16 protein-coding genes are annotated in these 18,835 nt (G+C 66.4%); 2 read left to right on the forward strand and 14 right to left on the reverse strand.

The window, feature by feature from the left end; translation table 11 throughout:
* Nucleotides 1-4: 4 nt before the first annotated feature.
* The 8 genes from gspN to RXV95_RS14690 all read right to left on the reverse strand — a co-directional run bounded on the left by gspN (nucleotide 5) and on the right by RXV95_RS14690 (nucleotide 8,826).
* The gene (gene gspN / locus RXV95_RS14655) at nucleotides 5-754 is read right to left on the reverse strand and encodes a type II secretion system protein N (RefSeq protein WP_338466762.1); all 750 of its coding nucleotides are present in this window, start codon (nucleotides 752-754) and stop codon (nucleotides 5-7) included.
* On the reverse strand, nucleotides 751-1,224 hold the full coding sequence (gene gspM, locus RXV95_RS14660) for a type II secretion system protein GspM (protein WP_338466763.1): 474 nt from the start codon (nucleotides 1,222-1,224) through the stop codon (nucleotides 751-753). Before gspM ends, gspN begins: the two co-directional genes overlap by 4 nt.
* Nucleotides 1,221-2,354 (reverse strand): type II secretion system protein GspL, encoded by a 1,134-nt coding sequence (gene gspL, locus RXV95_RS14665; protein WP_338466764.1) that lies wholly within the window; start codon nucleotides 2,352-2,354, stop codon nucleotides 1,221-1,223. Before gspL ends, gspM begins: the two co-directional genes overlap by 4 nt.
* Nucleotides 2,355-2,368: 14 nt before the next feature.
* Nucleotides 2,369-2,815, reverse strand: coding sequence for a type II secretion system major pseudopilin GspG (gspG, locus tag RXV95_RS14670; RefSeq protein ID WP_338466765.1), 447 nt, complete (start codon nucleotides 2,813-2,815; stop codon nucleotides 2,369-2,371).
* A 5-nt stretch (nucleotides 2,816-2,820) separates the two neighbouring features.
* Complete coding sequence (gene gspF / locus RXV95_RS14675; protein ID WP_338466766.1) at nucleotides 2,821-4,050, reverse strand: type II secretion system inner membrane protein GspF; 1,230 nt, start codon at nucleotides 4,048-4,050, stop codon at nucleotides 2,821-2,823.
* Between the two features lie 123 nt (nucleotides 4,051-4,173).
* Nucleotides 4,174-5,799 (reverse strand): type II secretion system ATPase GspE, encoded by a 1,626-nt coding sequence (gene gspE / locus RXV95_RS14680; protein ID WP_338466767.1) that lies wholly within the window; start codon nucleotides 5,797-5,799, stop codon nucleotides 4,174-4,176.
* Nucleotides 5,800-5,803: 4 nt separating this feature from the next.
* Nucleotides 5,804-8,038 carry a type II secretion system secretin GspD gene (gene gspD, locus RXV95_RS14685; RefSeq protein ID WP_338466768.1) on the reverse strand — a complete coding sequence of 745 codons (2,235 nt, stop codon included), beginning with the start codon at nucleotides 8,036-8,038 and terminating at the stop codon, nucleotides 5,804-5,806.
* Nucleotides 8,035-8,826 carry a type II secretion system protein N gene (locus tag RXV95_RS14690; protein WP_338466769.1) on the reverse strand — a complete coding sequence of 264 codons (792 nt, stop codon included), beginning with the start codon at nucleotides 8,824-8,826 and terminating at the stop codon, nucleotides 8,035-8,037. Before RXV95_RS14690 ends, gspD begins: the two co-directional genes overlap by 4 nt.
* Nucleotides 8,827-9,111: 285 nt before the next feature.
* Between RXV95_RS14690 and RXV95_RS14695 the strand changes: the two genes are divergently transcribed.
* The gene (locus tag RXV95_RS14695; RefSeq protein ID WP_338466770.1) at nucleotides 9,112-9,594 is read left to right on the forward strand and encodes an NUDIX domain-containing protein; all 483 of its coding nucleotides are present in this window, start codon (nucleotides 9,112-9,114) and stop codon (nucleotides 9,592-9,594) included.
* On the opposite strand, the gene dinB is transcribed toward RXV95_RS14695, so the two are convergent.
* A complete protein-coding gene (gene dinB / locus RXV95_RS14700; protein ID WP_338466771.1) occupies nucleotides 9,591-10,727 on the reverse strand; it encodes a DNA polymerase IV in 1,137 nt (378 codons plus the stop codon). The two genes, RXV95_RS14695 and dinB, sit on opposite strands and share 4 nt — an antisense overlap.
* Nucleotides 10,728-10,851: 124 nt before the next feature.
* Here dinB and RXV95_RS14705 point away from each other — a divergent pair, with 124 nt between their 5' ends.
* Complete coding sequence (locus RXV95_RS14705) at nucleotides 10,852-12,123, forward strand: multidrug effflux MFS transporter (protein WP_338466772.1); 1,272 nt, start codon at nucleotides 10,852-10,854, stop codon at nucleotides 12,121-12,123.
* 35 nt (nucleotides 12,124-12,158) lie between these two features.
* Here RXV95_RS14705 and RXV95_RS14710 read toward each other — a convergent pair whose 3' ends face one another.
* The 5 genes from RXV95_RS14710 to serA all read right to left on the reverse strand — a co-directional run bounded on the left by RXV95_RS14710 (nucleotide 12,159) and on the right by serA (nucleotide 18,802).
* The gene (locus RXV95_RS14710; protein WP_338466773.1) at nucleotides 12,159-12,911 is read right to left on the reverse strand and encodes a hypothetical protein; all 753 of its coding nucleotides are present in this window, start codon (nucleotides 12,909-12,911) and stop codon (nucleotides 12,159-12,161) included.
* Between the two features lie 12 nt (nucleotides 12,912-12,923).
* The gene (locus tag RXV95_RS14715; RefSeq protein WP_338466774.1) at nucleotides 12,924-14,447 is read right to left on the reverse strand and encodes a carboxyl transferase domain-containing protein; all 1,524 of its coding nucleotides are present in this window, start codon (nucleotides 14,445-14,447) and stop codon (nucleotides 12,924-12,926) included.
* Nucleotides 14,448-14,509: 62 nt separating this feature from the next.
* Complete coding sequence (locus RXV95_RS14720; protein ID WP_338466775.1) at nucleotides 14,510-16,495, reverse strand: EAL domain-containing protein; 1,986 nt, start codon at nucleotides 16,493-16,495, stop codon at nucleotides 14,510-14,512.
* Between the two features lie 195 nt (nucleotides 16,496-16,690).
* On the reverse strand, nucleotides 16,691-17,023 hold the full coding sequence (locus tag RXV95_RS14725; protein WP_338466776.1) for a PilZ domain-containing protein: 333 nt from the start codon (nucleotides 17,021-17,023) through the stop codon (nucleotides 16,691-16,693).
* A gap of 195 nt (nucleotides 17,024-17,218) precedes the next feature.
* Nucleotides 17,219-18,802: a phosphoglycerate dehydrogenase gene (serA, locus tag RXV95_RS14730; protein WP_338466777.1), complete on the reverse strand. Its 1,584-nt coding sequence runs from the start codon at nucleotides 18,800-18,802 to the stop codon at nucleotides 17,219-17,221.
* Between the last annotated feature and the right edge of the window lie 33 nt (nucleotides 18,803-18,835).

An 18,835-nucleotide genomic window follows, 5' to 3' on the forward strand; every position in this document is an offset into this window, starting at 1 on the left:
GGCGCTACAGCGTTCCGCCCGCCTTCACGCCGATCCCGCCGCCGGGGCGGGCGGAAAACCCCATGTCGAGCAATGGGCCGCTGACTTCGACCGGCAATCCGGTCAGCACAAGATCGGCGGTCCACTTGCCGCTGCCTTTTACGCGCAGCATCAGCTTTTCCATCCCGGTCGGCCCCTGCATGGGCACGAACAGGTCGCCGTCATCGCACCGCGCATTGCCGGACATCGCGATGTCGCCGGGCAAGAGCGCGCTGACCGGCGCGACCTTCAGCGTCACCGTGCCTTGCGCGGACTGGCACTTGCCGTCGCGAAGTTTCATCGCGAATTCGCCGAAGCCGAGCGAATCGACCGGCAGGGCGCCGGCCAGCCCGCCAAGCGGTACGGTGCCGTTCACGTGACGGAGCGCAATGTTGGCGCCATTGCCGGAAGCGATCGCACTGAACGGCGCGGCCGCTCCATCGGGCCGCCTGACCCAGACCTCTGGCCTGCCCACAAGCAGGGGAAGCGGGTTCAATCCGGCATCGACCGTGCCCAGCGGCAAGGGTCCGGCGTTGAGCTGGCCGATCTGGCCCGACCAGATAGACCCGTGCACGGCCTGCGCGGTGATCCCGTGCTTGCCGCTGCCCACCCAGGCCAGTGCCAGCCGCAGTGGAAACAGCGCGATCAGGAACAGCACGAACAACACGGCCAGCACAACGATGGCGCGGCGCGGCAGCCTGCGGTCGCGCAGGAAAATCCAGCGTTCGAATATCATCCTGCCCGCCTCAACGTCGCATTGACGGAAACCGTTCCGTCGGCTGCCGGGGTAACCGTCAGCGCCTCTATCGAAAGCCCCTGCGCGGACAGCCGGTCCAGCCAGCCGAGCACATCGGAAGCGCGCGCGCCGGGGATCGAGACGATCGTCGTGTCCGCGCCCTGCGCCTGGTTCGACTGGAGGACAAAGCCCGCCTCTTGCGCGGAGGCGGCAACCAACTGGTCCACTGGCCCCGAAGCGGCCACGCGCCCACGCGCGGGCGCATCCAGCCGGTCCAGCATCGCCATAAGGCGCGCGCTGCGCATCACCGCGTCACGATGGCGCAGCGCGGCGGCGTCAAGCGCGCGGCCAACGGGCATCACGATTCCATAGACCAGCAGGACCAGCGCGGCGAGCGCGCCCGCCACGCTCACCAGCACGCGCTCGCGCAGGGTCAGCCCCAGATACCAGGCGGAAAGCCGTGCGATCATTGCGCCCTCAGCGTTATGGCGGCAACCGTCGCGCCGGTGGGATCGGGTGCCAGCGCGGGCGGCACGGTGACTTTCCAGCCGTCTTCCTGAAGCGACAGCAACAAGGCGTTGATATCTTCCGCGCGCGGTGCGGCGGCGGTGAAGCGCAGTGTGCCGTCGGCCGAAAAGCCCAGGTCGCGCAAGCTGACACCCGGAATGGCCCGCATCGCGGCCAGCAGCGCGGCGGCAGGTGCGGAAAAGCCCGATGCGCCAAGACCGCGCTTCGCCACTTCCGCGCTGGCCAGCCGCTCTGCGCTGTCGAGGTCGGTCGCGGCGGGAAAGTGCTTTTGCGCGGCGGCCAGGGCGTCGGCCTCCTGCGCGCTTGAATCGACGTTCCACTTGATGATCCACGCCAGCATCAGCACCAGCGCCAGAAGCGCGGCCAGTGCAGCCATGCGCGCCAGCCGTCCCCAGTCCGGCAAGCGGAAGAAAGAAACGCGCCGGGGTGCATAGCGCCCCTGTCGCAAGTCCAGCGGCGCTTCGCCATGAACCACCAGCATACCCTGCAACACGGCATCGTCGGTGATGTCGCGAACCTCGCCGTCGCCTGCCAGCGCCTCGACCAGCGCAGGCTCTCCCGCGAAGGCGGCGGTGGTCGTGCGGGCCAGCGGTTCCGCGCCCAGCGTGCCGCCGACAAGGCCCGTCACCGGACGTGGCAGGGCAAGCGCGGCGGGCACAAGCGAAGCCGGTTCGATCCCGCGCGCCGCGCATTCGGCCAGCCATGTATCCATGTCTGACGGCGAAACCGCGCAGGACAGCAGCCGCCCCTCGTGCGCGGCGACGGCAACGTGGCGCTCGCCCGGCACGGCAGCTTCGCCCGCACGCTCCAGCCGCTCTGCCGCCAGCGCCTGTGGCAGCGGCATTTCGGGCAGCGGCTTGTCGGCCACCGGGGCCAGCGCGGCGGGCACGATCGCGGTGATGCGCGCGCCCTCGCCCAGATCGCCCCACGGCGCCGTGCCACCGGGGTCGAGCGTGCCTTCGCCTTCGATCCCGCGCGCGCCGACGCGCCACCAGCGCCCCTCCGCGCCGGGCGCGGGCGGAAGCTGGACGATCAGGCCGTCGGACGTGTCGTTGGCGGTTTCGCCGGTCATCGGTGTGCCCGTGCCTATTTCTTCTGTGCAGAGGTGATGTCGGCGTTCAGCCCCTCACCGCCGGGCTGCCCGTCCGCGCCGAGCGAGAGGATTTCGAACGGTTTCCCGTCGGGGCCGGGCACCTTGTACTGGTATGGCCGTCCCCAGGGATCGCTGGGCAGGTCCTTGATATAGCCGCCCGATTTGTAGCTGCCGGGCTGGCCCAGGTCCGCCGGCGGATTTTCAAGCGCGGCAAGGCCCTGCGCCTGCGTGGGATAGGTCGCGTTATCCAGGCGGTACATCTCCATCGCCTGGTCCAGCGTGGCGATATCACCGCGTGCCTTTACCACCATCGCCTTGTCCTGGCTGGGCAGCACGTTGATCAGCACCACGGTTGCCAGAAGGCCGATGATGAAGATCACCACCATCAGTTCGACAAGGCTGAAGCCGTTGGGGGCAGGAAGCTTGCGTTGGGGTTCCATGATTTTCAAAGTCCGGTCAGGTCTTGCAGTTGCAGGATGGGCAGCAGGATAGCGAGGATGATCAGCGCGACCACCGTGCCCATGACGATAATGATGGCAGGTTCCAGCAGCGCCATAGCCGCGCTGGTGAAACTTTCGAATTCGCGCTCCAGATAGTCCGCCGCGCGTTCCAGCATGGTGCCCAGCTGGCCCGCCGCCTCGCCGCTGGCGGCAAGATAGACCAGCAGCGGCGGGAACGTACCCGCTTCGCGCAAGGCGGTGGACAGCGATCCGCCCGCGCGCACCCTTTCGGTGATCGCCTGAAGCGCGTTACGCTGAACCGAATTGGAAACCGTGCGGCTGGCAAGTTTCAGCCCGTCGACCAGCGGCAGCCGCGCCTCGATCATTGTCGCCAAAGTGCGGGCAAGGCCGGCGGCGTGCATGTCGCGGATCAGGCGACCAATGAACGGCAGGCGCAACACCAGCGTATCGAAGCGCAGCTTGAAGGCGGGATCGCGCAAGGCGCGCAGGAAGCCGAGTACGCCCAGCGCCAGCACCAGCAGGATCGCCCACCACCAGGCGCCAAGAACCTGCGAGATGCCGATCACCGCGCGTGTCAGGAAGGGCAACTGGCGGCTGGCGTTGTCGAACTGTTCCACAACCTTGGGCACGACCTTCACCATCAGCCCCGTCACCACCGCCACCGCCACAAGGCTGAGCACGATCGGATAGGCCAGCGCGGCGATGATCTTGCCGCGCACCTGTGCCTGCTTTTCCAGCAGGTCGGCCAGCCGGTTGGCGATATCGGGCAGGCTGCCCGAATTCTCGCCCGCCGCGATCATCGCGCGATAGACCGGCGGAAAGCTCGGCTCCTCGCGCCGCATCGCCTCGGCCAACGGCAGCCCCTCGACAATACCCGCGTGGACGTTGGACAGGATCTCGCGCGCCTTGGGCTTTTCCGTCTGGCGAGAGATCGTGCGAAGCGTTTCTTCCAGCGGGCTGACCGCCATCAGCGAGGCGAGCTGGCGCGTGAACAGCGCCAGTTGCTTGGGCGAAAGTTTCGGTGCGAACAGGGCAAGGCCACTGGTCGATGTTGCCGCGCGCCTTGCGGAAGAGGCCGCGTCCGGCCCCACGCGCACCACGTGCCACTGGCGGCCCGCCAGCTTCGCGTGGGCCGCGCGCTCGTCCTCGGCCTCGATCGCGCCGCGGCGTTCGTTGCCCTTGGGATCAATCGCAAGATAGGCAAAGCGGGCCATCAGGTGCGCGTTCCGAAAGCGCGCGCGCGTTCATCGCTCGACAGGCTCACCATGAACGGGAGCGGGAACCACAAGGTCGGTTCTTCCGAAGCTTGTCGAAGGAGGCCGCGCAACATCGCCTTGCTAACCATCGCTGCGATCCTCGCGCCGGGTGATGCGCAGCGCCTCTTCCGCCGTTGTCACGCCTTCCAGCACCAGCCGCCGCGCGGCCCTGGCGAGCGTGGGAGACTTTGCGTACGCGTGCCTGGCGATGGCGGTTTCATCCGCGTTTTCATGGATCAGCCTGCGGATCGTGTCGTCCACGCGCAGGGCTTCGTAAACGCCGATCCGGCCGGTGAAGCCCGTCTGGTTGCAGGCCGGGCAGCCATTCGCGGCATAGACGGTCGCACCCGGCTCGATACCCAGCGCGCCGGCCACCGCCGGTTCGATTTCATGCGGTTCGCGGCAATGCGGGCACAGGCGGCGCACCAGCCGCTGGGCGATCACCGCGCGCAAAGTGGAGGCGAGCAGGAACGGCTCCACCCCCATATCGCGCATCCGCGTGATCGCGCCCGCCGAATCGTTGGTGTGGACGGTGGAAAGCACAAGGTGCCCGGTCAGCGACGCCTGAACCGCGATGTCGGCCGTCTCGCGGTCGCGGATTTCGCCGACCATCACCACGTCCGGGTCTTGCCGCAGGATCGCGCGCAGGCCCGCCGCGAAGGTCAGCCCCACCTTGGCGTTGACCTGCGTCTGCCCAACGCCTTCCACCGCGTATTCGACCGGGTCTTCCACCGTCAGGATATTGCGCGCGCCGTCGTTCAACTGGCGCAGCCCGGCATAGAGCGTGGTCGTCTTGCCCGACCCCGTCGGCCCGGTGACAAGCACGATCCCGTTGGGTTCCGCCAGCGCGCCGTTCAGGATTTCCGCCGCCCGGTCGTCCAGCCCCAGGTGCGCGAGGTCCAGCCCCGCGTTCTCCTTGTCCAGAAGGCGCATCACCACGCGCTCGCCCGCTCGGCCGGGCAGCGTGGAAACGCGCACGTCGATCAGCTTTCCCCCAAGGCTGAGCGAAATGCGCCCGTCCTGCGGCACGCGGCGCTCCGCAATGTCGAGCCGCGCCATCACCTTGATGCGGCTTACCAGCACCGGGGCGACGTGCGGCGGCATTCGCAGCTTTTCGGCCAGCACCCCGTCCACGCGCATCCGCACGACCAGCGCCTGTTCGTATGGCTCTATGTGAATGTCGGATACGCCCTGCCGCACGGCTTCGGCGATAAGGCCGTTGATGAGGCGGATCGCGGGCGCGTCGTCCGCCGAATCGAGCAAGTCTTCGGCGGAGGGAAGCCCCAGCGCGAGCGGATCGATGGTGTCGCCCGCTATGCCCATGTCGCCCGCGACCGCCGCCGCCGCGCCATCGACCGAATAGTGTTCGGCAAGGCGCTTTTCGAAAGCGGCCGAATCGACGCGCTCGATCTCCAGCGGCCGGCCCAGCGCGCGGCGCAGTTCCAGCAGAACCGACGGGTCGGCCCCTTCGCGCAGCACCAGATGTGCGGCACCGCCTGCCTGTCCGGCGTTGCCCTGCCCCAGCAGCACCCCGCGATCGCGCGCGAACGCATAGGGAAGGTCAAGCGCGGGAGCAGCCGCGGGCGACGCGACGCTGACCGCATCGGCCAGCGCGACATCGTCCGACACGGAAACGTCGGCGGGCGTGGTTCCGCCCGCCGTTGCGGCCTCCGTTTCGTTGTCAGCGTTTCCCCGGCGGATCTGCATCGGACTATGGCTTCCGGGGCGGCAACTCGCCGTCGATCTGCGCCTTCGGTTCGGCGGTGCCCGCAGCCGATGCCTGCGGACGGATCACCGTATCGCCCGGTGCGTGGGCATCGACCGGCATGGCCGCGCCCATGTAGTCGGTAACAAGCTGGTCGATCCCCGGTTCCTGCTTGGGATCGAACTGCATCTGCGCATCGCGGATCACGCCCATGCGCCGCGCCGCCAGCGCCTGGCGTTCGGCATAGGAGCGCAGGATGGTCGGCCGGATGAAGACCATCAGGTTGGTCTTCACGTGGCTTTTCCCGCGCGATTTGAACAGTTCACCCAGCAGCGGGATATCGCCCAGCAGCGGCACCTTCTCGATCGTGCGGCGCTCGTTATCGTCCAGCAGCCCGCCCAGCACCGCGATCTCGCCATCGTGGACGGTCAGCGTGGTCTTGATCTCGCGCTTGTTGACGATCAGTTCCGAATTGTTCGACGAGACCGGCCCGGCGACCGAGCTGACCTGCTGGCGCAGATCGAGCCGCACTTCGTTGCCCGCGTTGATCTGCGGCGTCACGTCCAGCTCTATGCCCACGTTCTGGCGCTGGATGGTGCGGAACGTGTTCTGGAAGTTCGCGCCCAGCGCCTCGCCGGTGGAAACCGGGATTTCCTGCCCGAACAGGATAGAGGCGGGCACGTTGTTGTTGGTGGTGATGTGCGGGGTGGAAAGGATGTTCGAATTGGTATCGGACTGCACCGCGTTCAGCAGCACGCCCAGATAGCGGTCCTTGCCAAGGTCGGCATAGCCGCCAAGATATCCGCCCTGCGCGCCAAGCGCGGCCTGCGCCGCATTCTGGCGCAACAGGTCTCCGGTCGCACTGTTCGTGGTGGTCGTGACGGTCGAACCGTTGATCACGGTGGTGGACTGGTCGATCTTGTTGGCCAGCAGCCCGCCGGCCAGCGTCACGATATTCGGCGCGGCGTTGGAAAAGTTGGTCGCGGCAAAGGGAATGTCCTTGCCGCCCAGCAGGAACTGCAGGCCCAGCTTCCGCGCGACGTCGTTCGAAACCTCGACGATCACCGCCTCGACCAGCACCTGGTCCTGCCGCACGTCAAGCTGGCGGATCACTTCGGTCAGCCGGCGCTGCACATCGGCGGGACCGGAGATGATGACCGCATTGGCGCCGGGATAGCGGGTGATCGTTGCCGTGCCCGCTTCGTTCGCCAGCTTGATCGGTCCGCTGCCCAGACCGCCGCTGGTCGCGCCCGTGGGGCTGGATGCGGCCGTCACCTGCCCCGGCGACGCGCTTGACGTAACGGTGCCGCCGCTGCCGCCTGCCGCAGACTGCCCGGACGTTCCGCCCACGCCGCCAAGCGATACGGGCGCGGCAGAACCGGACGTCACCTCGTCGCCGCCGCTGCCGCCCACCAGCCTTTCCAGCACGGGCACCAGCGTTGCCGCGTCGGCATAATCCAGCCAGACGACCTTCACCCCGCCGCTCGCCGCCGCGCGCGCATCAAGCTGGCGCGCGGTATCGGCCAGCTTCTTCAGCGTGCCCGGCTCCCCGCGCATGATAACCGCGTTCGAACTGTCGACCGGGACGATCGTCGCCAGCGCGCGGCCCTCTGCCCCTTGCTGGATCAGCTGCGTCAACGCCGTCGCGATCTCGCGCGCACCGGCGTGTTCCAGCATCACCGTGCGGGTAGAGGCTTCGCTTGCCTTGTCGATCTGGCCCACCAGCGCGCGGATGCGGCGCATATTGTCGGCATAATCGACGATGACCAGCGAATTGCCCGCCTTGTTGGCGGTGATCGAACCTTCGCGGCTGACCAGCGGGCGCAGCGTTTCCACCGCCTGCGCCGCCTCTATCGTGTGAAGGCGGACGATCTCCGTGATCATCTGGTTGCGCGCCGCGCCGCGGCTGCCGATCTGGCTCGGCTGCGCCGCCGCGCCTTCGGCCGGCTGTATGCGGAACGCGCCGTTGCTGGTCGGCACCGCGACAAGGCCGTTCGCGCGCAGCGTGGAAAGAAACACCTCGAAGTATTCCGACCGCGTCAGCGGCCGGTCGCTGACCACGCTGATCTTCCCGTTGACGCGGCCATCCACGATGAACGTGCGGCCCGTCACTTGCGCCGCGTCGGCGATGAAGGCGCGCACGTCCGCGTCGCGCACGTTCAGGGTATATTGCGCGAATGCGGCGTTCGGCGTGGCCAGCGCCAGCGCCGCGGCCGCGACAAGAAGGTTGCGAAATTTCATTGCGCCAACGTGATTGCAAGAGGAAGCTGACGGCCGCCGCGATTGACGGAAACCGAGATGGAAGCGCCGGGCTTCAACTGCCCGACAAGTGACGCGATATCGTTGCCCGAGGTTACCGGCTTTCCGCCTATCGCGGTGACGATATCGCCCGGTTCGAAGCCGGCTGCGCGGAATGCCGCGCCGTCTCCCGACGGCTGGACTTCAAGCCCGTCGATCCCGCTACCTCCGGCATACGGCGCAAAGGTGATGCCCTTGCGCACCGTATCCACGGTCAGCGCATCGGGGCCGGCATTGGCAGCGCGCGGCGGCGCGACAGGGTTTTCCGCGACCACCGCCTGCGCGTTCGGCGCGGCCTTGGACTGGTCGATATAAAGCAGTTCGTGCGCGCCGTTGTGATCCAGCGTCACGTAATCGAAGGCCACGCCCGCCAGCTTGACGCCGGGCTGCACCTCGTCTCCCACGCGATAGACTTGTTGCACGCCATCGGCCCCGGCCACGATTGCGCTGCCCCCGCCGCCCGGCATGCCGCGCGTGCCGTAAAGCGTAAGCGCCAGCGACGTTACGGACTGGCTCTGCCCCTTGCGCACCGGCGGCTTCGCCTGGCGGTTGAACGGATCGACACTGGCGAACACGGCCGCGCGTGCGGGTTCGGGCATTACGTGCACGGCGCGCGGGCGCCAGGCGCCCAGCGGCGAGACGGGCGTGACCAGCACCCACACGATCGCCGCGGCGAGCCAGACGATCGCGATCGCCAGCGCCCACCACAACACGTCGTGCAGCGACGGCACAGACAAACGCCTGCCCGAAAAGACAAAATTCTCCCGTGCGAATCGCACCCCGGTGCGCCCTCCTCGACGGCATTGCTTTACCGCGCCGATCCCGATTCCACCAACGCGGCGTGCTGGCGGACAAGCAGGGAAATGCTACCGGAGTATGACGAAATCCGTAAATGCCATTCTAAACGGATATTTCCCGCCCTGCCGCAACCGCCCGCGCGGCGCACGCCGCGTCGGCAGTATCCAACCCGAACCGGATGCATTATTCCGCCCCGCAAGCGGAGGAATCCTCGAACATTGCCGATTGCCGTCTCACCCCTCCTTCACCGCACCGCGCTGCGGATTGCGCAGGCCGTCCGTCTGCGCTGGTGGCGATTCGCCGGCGGGGCGACGCACGGTTGCGCCGTGATCGCGCAAAACCGCGCGGGCGAAATCCTGCTGGTCCGCCACACCTATCACCGCAGCGATCAGTGGATGCTGCCGGGCGGAGGCATCGGCGCGCTGGAACTTCCGCTTGCCGCAGCCATCCGCGAAGTGCTGGACGAAACCGGTTGCCGCCTTGCCGGAACGCGCCACGTCGCCACGCACGTGCTGGATCGCGGCCGCTGGGTAAACACGGTGGAACTGGTTTTCGGAACGACCGCCGACCTTCCGCGCGCCGACGGCCGCGAAATTGCGGAAGCGCGGTTCTTCAATCTGTCCGGCCTACCCGAAAGCCTTGGTGAATTGTCCCGCGCGCAGATCGCAGCCTGGCGCGAGAGTGACCGAAACGCGCGCTAAAACGGTAACTTGCCCTGTATAGGTTCGCCACCCACCGCCGTTTCTTCGTCTTCCTCCTCATCGCCCTCCAGCGCGGAAAGGGTCAGCCCCATCAACCGCACCGGCTGTGGCAGCGGTAGAACCGCGTCGAGCAACTCGCGCGAAAGGCGGGCGAAATCCTGCTTGTCCTCGACCGTGCGGACCACGGACCGCGCCCGCGACATGGGCCGGAAGTCCGCGAATTTCAGCTTCAGCGTCACCGTGCGCCCGCGCGCGCCGCTGCGTTCTATGCGGTCCCACACGATATCGATGATCCTCTCCAGCGTATCGCGCAATGCCGGCCCGCTGGAGATATCGTGATCGAACGTGCGTTCTCCGCCCACGGACTTTCGCGGCCGGTCCGCGCGCACCCGGCGAAGGTCTATCCCCCGCGCTGCGCGATAAAGGTAATCGGCAAGGTTGCCGAAGTGCTGGCGAAGGAAGCGGATGTCCCTTGCGGCAAGGTCGGCTCCGGTGCGGATGCCCAGCGCCGCCATCTTCTCCGCGCCGCGCGGCCCCACTCCGTGGAAGCGCGCAACGGGCAGCGACTGTACGAAAGCGGCGCCTTCGCCGGGGCGGATCACGCAAAGCCCGTCCGGCTTGTTCTGGTCGCTGGCCAGCTTGGCAAGGAACTTGTTGTAGGAAACGCCCGCGCTGGCGGTCAGCTGCGTTTCGGCCTTTATGCGGGCGCGGATCAGTTCCGCGATGCGCGTGGCGGAGCCGATGCCCTTCAAGTCCTCGGTCACGTCAAGATAGGCTTCGTCAAGGCTCAGCGGCTCTACATGCGGGGTATGGTCAAGGAAGATCGCGCGAATCTGGCGCGACACCGCCGAATAGACATCGAACCGCGCCTTGCGGAAAATGAGGTCCGGGCAGAGCTTCACCGCCCGCGCCGAAGGCATGGCGGAGCGCACACCGAAGACCCGCGCCTCATAGCTTGCCGCCGCGACCACGCCGCGCGCAGAGGAACCGCCCACCGCCACCGGCTTGCCGCGCAACGAAGGGTCGTCACGCTGCTCGACGCTGGCGAAGAAGGCATCCATGTCTACATGGATGATCTTCCTCAGGCCCGGCGCCGGATCATCGGGATCGATGGATTCGGATTCGTCGCTCACCGTGCCGGTTTAGGCGTCACGGCGCGCGACGGGGAGGCATTTTGCGTTTCACGCGGCGCATGCGCTTTTGCAAATGCGAAGAATTCACTTCCCCGATTTGTCGCGACAAGGCATCAGGCGATCCATGCAGCCATCGACGCCTGACGCTTCCCCGGTCCGCAAGCTGGGCGAGAAGGAATTCATCGCCCTGATGGCGATGCTTATGGCGTTGCAGGCGCTCGCCATCGACGGGATGTTGCCCGCGCTGGGGCAGATCGCACAGGATCTGGGCGTTTCCGATCCGAACGAGCGGCAGCTTGTGGTCGGCGTGTTCCTGGTTTCGGCAGGGTTCGGCGCGCTGGTGCCCGGCGCGCTGGCAGACCGGTTCGGGCGGCGCCCGGTGCTGTTCGCAAGCCTTCTGGCCTACATGGCGCTGTCGCTGGCCTGCGCGCTGGTTCAGGATTTCGATACACTGCTGGTGCTGCGCGCGCTTCAGGCGCTGGGTAGCGCGGGGCTTTCGGTGCTGCCGGGCGCAATCATCCGCGATCGTTTTGGCGGGGACCAGATGGCGCGGATGCTTTCGACGATTTCGGTGGTGTTCCTTCTGGTCCCGATCCTTGCGCCCAGCGTGGGGCAGACGGTTCTGCTGTTCGCGGGATGGCGCTGGATTTTCGTTGTCCTTGCCGTCATGGCCGCGCTGGTTACCGGCTGGGCGTGGTCGCGCCTGCCCGAAACGCTGGACCCGGCGCACCGCCAGCCGATCCATCCGGCCACCATCGCGATCAACATGGGCCGCGCGGCGGTGAACCGTCAGGCGCTGGGATATGTGATCGGCGGCGCGCTCGTGTTCGGGGCGCTGTTCGGATACATCAATTCGTCGCAGCAGCTGGTGGCCGAACATTTCGGCGTGGGCGAATATTTCCCGCTGGTCTTCGGCGGCACCGCGATGACAATGGCGGTGGCCAGCTTCACCAATGCGCGCATCGTCGAACGCTTTGGCGCCCGGCGCGTTAGCCACACGGCACTGTTCCTGTTCATCGCCACCGGCGCGCTGCAACTGTTTCTGGCGACGCGGCCCGGCCAGACGATCTGGCAGTTCATGCCGGTCATGGCGTTCAACATGTGCCTGATCGGCTTTATCGGCGCGAATTTCGGGTCGATCGCGCTCCAGCCGTTCGCCCGCACCGCCGGGGCGGCCAGTTCGGTCCAGGCTTTCGGGCGAATGGTAATCGGTTCTGGCCTGGGGATCGTGATCGGCCAGGCTTATGACAACACCGCCCGTCCCGTGGCGCTCGGCCTTGTCGCGTGCGGCATGGCCACGCTGTTGTTCGTGTTGTTCAGCGAACGGGGCAAGCTGTTCCGCCGCGTGACCCCGCCCGGCGCGCCGCGCCCGGTGGCCGACGTGGTGATGCACTAGTTGTCCTGACGCGCAAAGCGCAGCGACGCCTTGCCTCAGCCACCCTCGAGCTTCGCCGAATAGAGATGCCAGCCTTGCGATGGCGCGCCCGCCCCGCTTGACTGGCGCAGCACGTATTCGCCGGTGAAGTGCTGCCGCGTGCCGTCATCGAGCCGCGCGTCGACCGTGACGGGAACGGTCACGTAAAATGACCCTGCCGCCCCTTCCACCGCACCCGGCTTGCCCGGCTCCACCTGTGTCGAGACTGTATGCGCAAACCCGGCGCGAAAGGCTTCGAACGTCTTGTGGCTGTTCCCGCCGGAATCGCCCCACGCGGCATAGGCGGTGCCGAAATCGCTGGCGCCGATCGCATCGTAATACCGCCGCACGGCGGCAACCGCCGCAGCGCCGCTCGCGGGCGCGGGATCGCAGGCGGTCTCGTCCTTTCCGTCCGGCCCGAGCAAGGCGCACCCACGCGCGATTTCGCTTTCGATCATCGCGCAGGAATTGTCTGCATTGCACGGTGGATGCGTGGCGGGTGAGACGGCAAGGCACTGTTTGACAAGGGCAGCCGCCTTCGCCGCACCGATGCTTTCTGTGCAGGAAACCGGACTGCCGGCGGTCAGGGGCGGGGCGGTTGCGGCGGAAGCGGGCGGCGGCGCGATTTCCGAAACACTCGATACGGTGGCAGAAGGTCCGGCCTGGGCGCTGGGCGTCTCGTCAGGGCTGCCCGCCGGTCCGCTGCATCCCGCCAGCAATGCGGCCGGCACGGCAAGACACAGGCTCCCCTTCCAAATGCCCAAAGCCATGTCTGCCTTCTCCTATTCCGTCTCCAGCATGCGCCAGGCGAGGTCGGCAAACTCGCAAAGCAGGGGGCGGGTATCGCGCGGATCGACGATGTCCTCCACCGAAAAGCGTTCGGCGCTGCGAAACGGAGACCGCACGCGGTTCAGCCGGTCGCGGATCGCGGAAAGGTGGGCGTCATAGTCTTCCGCCGTTTCCAGTTCGGACTTGTAGGCGACTTCTATCCCGCCTTCGATTGGCAGGCTGCCCCAGTCGCCCGACGGCCAGGCGAAACGGTACTGGAATTCCTCGGCATTGCTCATCGCGCTGCCTGCGATGCCATAGGCGCGGCGAACGATCACGCTGGCGAGCGGGACGGTGGCCTTGTAGATCGCGTTCATCGCCTGCACGCCGTAGCGGATTGTGCCGGAACTTTCCGCCGCGTGCCCGATCATGAAACCGGGATTGTCGACGAGATGGACGATCGGCAGGCGGAACTGGTCCGCCAGCTTCACGAAGCGTTCCACCTTTTCGCTGGTACGCGCTTCCCACGATCCGCCCAGAAAAGAGGGATCGCTGGCCAGCACCGCAACCGGCCAGCCATCCAGCCGCGCGAAGGCGGTGATCGCCGCCCTTCCCCAAAGCCGCCCCATCTCGAACACGCTTCCGCTATCGAACACCGCTTCGGCCACGCGGCGCATCGAATAGACCTGCTTGGCATCGCGCGGCACGGCGCCGATCAGCCAGTCCTCGCGCCGGTCGGTGGGATCGGCGCAGCCGGTGCGCGCGGCCTTCTCTCCGGTGTGGCCGGGCAGGTATGACAGGAAGCGCCGCGCCCGTGCGAAGGCTTCGTGTTCGCTTGCCACCTCCTCGTCCACCACGCCGTTGCGCGTGTGGATGCCGCTGCCGCCCAGCGATTCCTTGTCGCTCGGCTCGCCGATCGCCTCCACCACCGCAGGCCCAGCGGCGAAAAGCTGGGACAGGCCCTTGACCATGATCGAATAGTGGCTGGCCACCACGCGCGCCGCGCCAAGCCCGGCCGTCGGCCCCAGTGCCAGCGCGACGACAGGCACGGTTTCAAGGTTCTTCACCACGTGGCTCCACCCCGGAACGGCGGGCACATAGGTCGCGCCGATATCCTCCAGGGTCTTCACCGATCCGCCGCCGCCGGTGCCGTCTATCATGCGGATCATCGGGATTTTCATCGTATGCGCCATCTGTTCGCACATCACGAACTTGCGATGGATCGCCGCGTCGGCCGCGCCGCCGCGCACCGTGAAATCGTCCGCCGATGCCACGACAGGGCGGCCTTCGATGTTCGCGCGCCCGAAGATCAGATTGGATGGCGCAAGGTTTTCCAGCCCTCCTTCGGCATCGTAAAAGCCCTTGCCCGCGATCTTGCCGATTTCGCGGAACGATCCGGCATCGACCAGACCGGCGATCCGCGCGCGCGCGTCCAGCTTGCCGCGCGAATGCTGCCGCGCGACCTTTTCCGCACCGCCCATCTGCTCGGCCATCGCTTCGCGGGCACGCAGTTCCTCGATTTCGGCTTCCCAGCTCAAGCGCCTCTCCCGCTCCTTATCAGGCGGTAGGTATTGGCACGCCGCGCCGGTCAGGAAAAGGGTCAGGCCGCCTGGCGCCCGGCAAGCGCTTCTTCCACCGGCAACGGCCGGCCAAAGCGATAACCCTGCATCAGCCGGATGCCCAGCGCGCGGGCCACCTCTGTCTGGGCTTCGGTTTCCACGCCTTCTATCACGCAATCGATGTCCAGCTGCCAGGCCAGCGTCAGGATCGTGCCGGCCAGCGCGCGCGCTCCGGCATCGGTTGCCAGCGCCCTGGTCAGCCCGCGATCGATCTTGAGCACGTCCAAGGGCAGGCGGTGGATATTGCCAAGGCTGGCAAGCCCCGCGCCGAAATCGTCGAATGAAATGCGAAAGCCGCGATCGCGGAACGCCTGGAGGTTATGCATGGCGCGCTTGGGATCGAGGATCAGCGCGCGTTCCGTCACATCGAACGTGATCGTCTCTGGCGGGGCGCCCGCCTCGCGCACGACCTGTTCGATCGATTCGACCGAACCGTCGCGCAACACATCGCGCGGCGCCAGGTTGACGCCGAGCGTCAGGCCCTGTTCCCACACGCGACATTCGCCCAGCGCCCGCGCCAGGATCGCGCGGGTCAGTTCACCCGTCCGTCCGGTCGCGTCGGCAAGCGGGATGAAAGTGCTTGGTTGCAGCCACGTCTCGCCGCCATCGGGTGTCCAGCGGGCCAGCGCCTCGTAAGCCACGACCTTTTCCGATTCGATGTCCCACACCGGCTGGTAGAGCAGCCGGATCGTGTCGTTCAGCGAAGCGGCGTTGAACGTTCGCGTGATCGCCACGCGCTGACGCAGGGCGACCTCGTCTTCCGGGGCGAACATGCACACGGCGCCATCCCCGTCTTCCTTTGCCTTGTAGAGCGCCGAATCGACGCGCTCGAGGCATTCGTTCACGCTCCGGCCCTCTGTCCGCTTCATGCCGATGCACGCGGACAGGCGCAAAACCGTTCCCCGGTCGGCAACCGGTTCGGCGATCTTGCGCGACAGATCCTTCATCGCCGCCAACGCTCGTTCGGAATCGTATGCGCCGTCCAGCAAGAGCGCGAACTCGTCCCCGCCAAGCCGGCCATAGGCGGTAACGCCGTCCTGCGCGCCGATCCTGATGGCCACCGTTTTCAGCAGGGCATCGCCTGCCGCGTGCCCATAGGTATCGTTGACGTGCTTGAATCCGTCGAGATCGACCAGCGCCAACCACGCGCTGGCGCCTGTCGCATCGTTCATCGCGCGCTCAAGCAAGGAAAGGAACGCACGGCGGTTGAGCACGCCCGTAAGCGCATCGTATGTCGCGTTTGCAAGGTTGTCCGCCGCAAGCCTTGCGGCATGGCGTTCACGCCGCACGATCTCCTCGCGCGAGAGCTCAAGCCGCACGAAATCGCGGTGATGGGCATTGGCGACGACCAGCAACAGGCAGGTCAGCGTTGCCTGCACCACCGATATGAAAACGGCGTTGGGGTGTCCGTTCATCACGAAGAACAGCGTGGAAGGAACGGCAAGCGAAAGGCCGAAGAACAGCGCGGTCAGCGGGGCTTCGGCAAGGCACAGTATGCCGCAGAAACCGATCACGGAAATCACGTAGTGGACAAGGCTCTGCTGCGCGGCGTCGCCATGGGGATAGATCGCAACCGCCCAGCCGACCAGGATCGCCGCACTGAAACCGCTGACCCAGTTCATGGTGCGAAGATCGCGGCGCAAGTCTGCGATGCTGCGCCGCCGGACCCGCGCGGGGAGCCAGTAGGCCAGCCGCCACAAGGCCAGGACAGACATCATCGCCGGCACCACTTCGGTAAGGACCGCGGGCGCCGTGCCGTGGAAGCGCATTGCAAGCAGGGTCACGGCAAGGATGACAAGACCGTAAAGCGGCGGCACGCGTTGCGACAGGTTGGCGGAATAGGCCCGGATCAGGTGATCTTCATCGCGCTGGCGATAACTCGCGCGAAACCGCCCCAGAATCGAGGGTCGCTGCGCCCGATCGCGCGCGTGTTCATGGCTGAACGTCCGGTCTGTACCAGTCCCCATGAAACCGGCCTAAGCGGCCAGCGTTAACGAAGCGTTTGGACCGATGCGGATTTACCGGAATTTGTTGCAAGTGTGACGATCTTGGAGCGGAATCGCGGACCGGCGATCCGTGGTGGTCGAAAAGCGCGCTGTTGGTCCGCTTCTGAAATTTGCAGCCCTGTTGGCCAGGTGGCGACAATTGTCAGAATTAATCCATTACCCGCCTGCGGCCGCCACTTTTTCCGGGCCTTCGCGCAGGACGTCCAGCAGGTTTGCCATTTCCGCCTGATGCAGCGGGGGGGAAAGGCGCAGGCCAACGCAATTGCCCTGCGACCAGCGCACCGCGCCGGTGATCATCCCATAGCCTTCGACATTGAAGTGAAGTTCTTCGCCTTCGCGAAAATGGTCCTGCTGTATCTGGCTGATCCGGCAGCCTTCAAGCGAAAGCTCTATCAGCAATCCGTCACCCGCGATCGCGCGGCCCTTGCGCAGGGGCACCCTGCGGCAGACGGCAAAACGCTTGTGGGCACGGATGACCAGTAAGGACACAGGCCTTCTCTCACCAAGGACCAAGACCTGCGACGTTAGCTATAGAGGGTTAACAATTGCCTTCGCGCGGGAAAACGCGCGCTGCCGGTGCAAGAACGGGGCCGCTTCGCCAGCCGTCGCGGCGCCCGATGCAAATGGGGCCGACGCCGCAATGGCGCCAGCCCCATGTTGCAATGACCATACGGCCCGGCGCGGTCAGAACCGCAGCGGCATCACCGTCTTCACGCCGGGAAGCTGCTTGGCCTGTTCCACCATTTCGGACGAAAGCTGGCTGTCGAGCGAAAGCAGCAGCACCGCTTCGCCGCCTGCTTCGCGGCGGCCAAGGTGGAAGGTGCCGATGTTGATCCCGTTCTGGCCCAGCAGCGAACCGATGGAACCGATGAAGCCGGGCGCATCCTCGTTCACGATATAGAGCATATCGCCCTTGAGGTCCGCCTCCACCGCGATGCCGAAGATTTCGGTCAGGCGCGGCTGGTCGGCGCCGAACAGCGTGCCCGCGACAGAGCGGTCGCCCGCTTCGGTGCCCACCGTCACGCGCAGCAACGTGTGGTACACGCCTTCGCGCTCGTGCCGGACGGAGCGCACGTCAAGTCCGCGCTCCTTGGCGAGGTAGGGCGCGTTGACCATGTTCACGCTGTCCGAATACTGCTTCATGAAGCCAGACAGCACGGCAGCCTCGATCGGCTTGCCGTTCAATGCGGCGGCCGCGCCTTCGCGCTCTATGCTGATCTTGGTCAGGCTCCCGTGGGCGAGTTGCCCGACAAGGCTGCCCAGACGTTCGGCCAGCGCCATGTAGGGCTTCAGCTTCGGCGCTTCCTCCGCCGAAAGCGACGGCATGTTGAGCGCGTTGGTCACGCCGCCGTTGACGAGGTAATCGGCCATCTGTTCGGCCACCTGCAGCGCGACGTTGACCTGCGCTTCATTGGTCGACGCGCCAAGGTGCGGCGTGCAGATGAAGTTCGGCGCGCCGAACAACGGGTTTTCCTTGGCCGGCTCAACCGCGAAAACGTCAAGCGCGGCACCCGCCACGTGGCCGGACACCAGCAGGCCTTTCAGCGCCGCTTCGTCGATCAGCCCGCCGCGCGCGCAGTTGACGATGCGCACGCCCTTCCTGGTCTTGGCCAAATTCTCGGCCGAAAGGATGTTGCGCGTCTGGTCGGTCAGCGGGGTGTGCAGCGTGATGAAGTCCGCCTTTTCAAGCAGGGTATCGAGGTCGGCCTTTTCCACGCCCATTTCCACCGCGCGTTCGGGGGTAAGGAACGGATCGTAGGCGACAACCTTCATGCGCAGGCCCAGCGCGCGGCTGGCGACGATCGAACCGATATTGCCCGCGCCGATCAGGCCCAGCGTCTTGCCGGTAACTTCCACGCCCATGAAGGCGTTCTTCGGCCATTCGCCTTTCTGCGTGCGTTCGTTCGCTTCGGGAAGCTGGCGGGCAAGCGCGAACATCAGCGCGATGGCATGTTCGGCGGTGGTGATCGAGTTTCCGAACGGGGTGTTCATCACCACCACGCCCTTGGCGCTGGCGGCAGGGATGTCCACGTTGTCAACGCCGATGCCCGCGCGGCCGATAACCTTCAGGTTGGTCGCCGCGTCAAGGATGGCGGGCGTGACCTTGGTGGAACTGCGGATGGCAAGGCCATCGTACTGGCCGATGATCTCGATCAGTTCTTCGGGCGTCTTGCCGGTGATCACGTCGACCTCGCAACCGCGCATCTCGAAGATGCGCGCGGCGTTGGGGTCCATCTTGTCGGAAATGAGTACCTTGGGCTTGGTCATGGTAAATTCCTTGTGCGGTCCTCCGGCAGCGCC

The sequence above is a fragment of the Novosphingobium sp. ZN18A2 genome, assembly GCF_036784765.1.
In the GTDB taxonomy this organism is placed as follows: Bacteria; Pseudomonadota; Alphaproteobacteria; order Sphingomonadales; family Sphingomonadaceae; genus Novosphingobium.

What these genes read in the sequence shown, in the direction of transcription:
- RXV95_RS14710 (WP_338466773.1), bottom strand. Translation starts at nt 12,911, where the DNA reads ATGGCTTTGGGCATTTGGAAGGGGAGCCTGTGTCTTGCCGTGCCGGCC.
- gspD (WP_338466768.1), bottom strand. Translation starts at nt 8,038, where the DNA reads ATGAAATTTCGCAACCTTCTTGTCGCGGCCGCGGCGCTGGCGCTGGCC.
- serA (WP_338466777.1), bottom strand. Translation starts at nt 18,802, where the DNA reads ATGACCAAGCCCAAGGTACTCATTTCCGACAAGATGGACCCCAACGCC.
- RXV95_RS14720 (WP_338466775.1), bottom strand. Translation starts at nt 16,495, where the DNA reads ATGGGGACTGGTACAGACCGGACGTTCAGCCATGAACACGCGCGCGAT.
- gspF (WP_338466766.1), bottom strand. Translation starts at nt 4,050, where the DNA reads ATGGCCCGCTTTGCCTATCTTGCGATTGATCCCAAGGGCAACGAACGC.
- gspM (WP_338466763.1), bottom strand. Translation starts at nt 1,224, where the DNA reads ATGATCGCACGGCTTTCCGCCTGGTATCTGGGGCTGACCCTGCGCGAG.
- RXV95_RS14705 (WP_338466772.1), top strand. Translation starts at nt 10,852, where the DNA reads ATGCAGCCATCGACGCCTGACGCTTCCCCGGTCCGCAAGCTGGGCGAG.
- gspG (WP_338466765.1), bottom strand. Translation starts at nt 2,815, where the DNA reads ATGGAACCCCAACGCAAGCTTCCTGCCCCCAACGGCTTCAGCCTTGTC.
- gspL (WP_338466764.1), bottom strand. Translation starts at nt 2,354, where the DNA reads ATGACCGGCGAAACCGCCAACGACACGTCCGACGGCCTGATCGTCCAG.
- gspN (WP_338466762.1), bottom strand. Translation starts at nt 754, where the DNA reads ATGATATTCGAACGCTGGATTTTCCTGCGCGACCGCAGGCTGCCGCGC.
- gspE (WP_338466767.1), bottom strand. Translation starts at nt 5,799, where the DNA reads ATGCAGATCCGCCGGGGAAACGCTGACAACGAAACGGAGGCCGCAACG.